The organism is Streptomyces sp. NPDC058964, from assembly GCF_042741275.1.
Classification (GTDB): domain Bacteria; phylum Actinomycetota; class Actinomycetes; order Streptomycetales; family Streptomycetaceae; genus Streptomyces.
The window spans coordinates 2974-4752 of record NZ_JBHYKH010000620.1; the positions used below are offsets into that span (position 1 = coordinate 2974).

Sequence of the window (1779 nt, forward strand, 5' to 3'; positions counted from 1 at the left end):
GTCGTGGAAGGCGCCGATGTGGTGCTCGCTGGGCACGAGCACACCGCCCTTGGCGTACAGCCGTGAGCTCATCCCGGGCTGGGTGCGCTCGCAGGCGTCGAAGTCCTGGCGGTTGACCCGGTCGAAGAGCTCCACGGACCGGCTGACGTCCTTGCCGCTCTCCACCACACCAGGCAGGTAGAGCCAGTCGCACTCGACGATCGTGCGGTCGACGGCCACCGGGTACATACGGTGGAAGATCACGTGGTCGGGCACGAGGTTGATGAAGACCTGGGGCTTCACGGTGATCGCGTAGTAGCGGCGGTCCTGGTCCTCGGAGACCCCGGGGATCCGCTCCAGCCCTTCGGAGCCGTCGACGGTGAAGCCCCGGATCTCACCGCCGAACTCGGCGCCGTGGCCCACGTAGTACTGGGCGGCGTAGCCGTCGGCGAACTCGGGGAGCACCTCGGTCAGTTCGGGGTGGATCGTGGCGCAGTGGTAGCACTCCATGAAGTTCTCGATGATGAGCTTCCAGTTCGCCCCGACGTCGTAGACGATCCGCCTGCCCACCGCGAGGTTGCCGATGTCGTAGTGCTCGATCGACTCCACGTCGCCGAGGCGGGTGATCACCTCGCCGATGACGTCCTCCTCGAAGGAGGGCGGGTTCTCCGCCAGGCAGACCCAGACGTAGCCGAGCCATTCGCGGACGGCCACGCCCACCAGGCCGTACTCGGTGCGGCCCACGTCGGGCATCTTGGTGAGGTTGGGCGCCGCGACGAGCTTGCCGTTCAGGTCGTAGGTCCAGGCGTGGTACGGGCACTGGAAGGCGCGCTTGACCTCGCCGGTCTCCTCCGTGCAGAGCTTGGCGCCGCGGTGCCGGCACACGTTGAAGTAGGCGCGTACGGAGTTGTCACGCGCACGGGTCACGAGGATGCTCTCGCGGCCCACGTCGACGGTGCGGAAGGCGCCGGGCTTCGGAAGGTCGCAGGCGCGGGCGACGCAGAACCACATCGTCTCGAAGATGCGCTCCTGTTCCTGGGCGAAGACGCCGGGGTCCGTGTATGCGGAGCCGGGGAGGGTGGCGATCAGGCTGTCCGGCAGGTTTGTCGAGGTCACGCTGCACTCCTCGGGAACGTCGTGGATCGGTCATTCACCCGCCGGGAAGAGCGACTTCGGACGGCGTTGTGTATGGAGGACTGGTGATGTCAGGACGCGGCTGCGCCGAGCTGCTTGCGCCAGCGGGTGAACAGCCGGGGCTGGTTCATCCCGAGTACGGCGACCGGTAGGCCGGCGCGCCGGTAGACGGCCAGGAAACTGCGGTCTTCGGTGGCGCCCTCCTCGACCGTCACGCTGTCGGCGCCGGTGGCGTGGCCGGCGAACTGGATCTTCACGCCGTACTGGTCGGACCAGAAGTACGGCGGCCGGGGCGTGCCCGGCTCCGTCGCGCCGTGGGCGAGCAGGGCCGCCACTGCGGCATCGGGGCGCTCCATGGCGCCGGTCCAGTGCTCGACACGGCGGTGACCACCGGTGCGCGGGTCGTACCAGTTGGCGCAGTCCCCGACGGCGACCACGGCGGCCAGGCTGGTGCGGCCGTCGGCACCGCATTTCACGCCGTCGTCGAGGGCGATGCCGGACCCCTCCAGCCAGTCGACGCAGGGACGCGCGCCCACTCCGACGACGACCGTGTCGGCCGGGACGGTGCGGCCGTCCTCGAGCAGTACGGCGTCGACCCTCCCCCCGGCGGCCGCCCGGGGGGGCCCCCACAGGCGTGGGGCGGGCCCCCGCCGGGGCGTTTGCCCC

At 70.0% G+C, this 1779-nt stretch carries 2 protein-coding genes; both read right to left on the bottom strand.

The window, feature by feature from the left end; translation table 11 throughout:
* The coding region (locus ACFW2E_RS41630) for an aromatic ring-hydroxylating dioxygenase subunit alpha (protein WP_384475795.1) at positions 1 to 1095 on the bottom strand (1095 nt) is incomplete at its 3' end.
* An 89-nt stretch (positions 1096 to 1184) separates the two neighbouring features.
* A partial coding sequence (locus tag ACFW2E_RS41635; protein ID WP_384475798.1) for an oxidoreductase C-terminal domain-containing protein occupies positions 1185 to 1779 on the bottom strand: 595 nt, incomplete at its 5' end.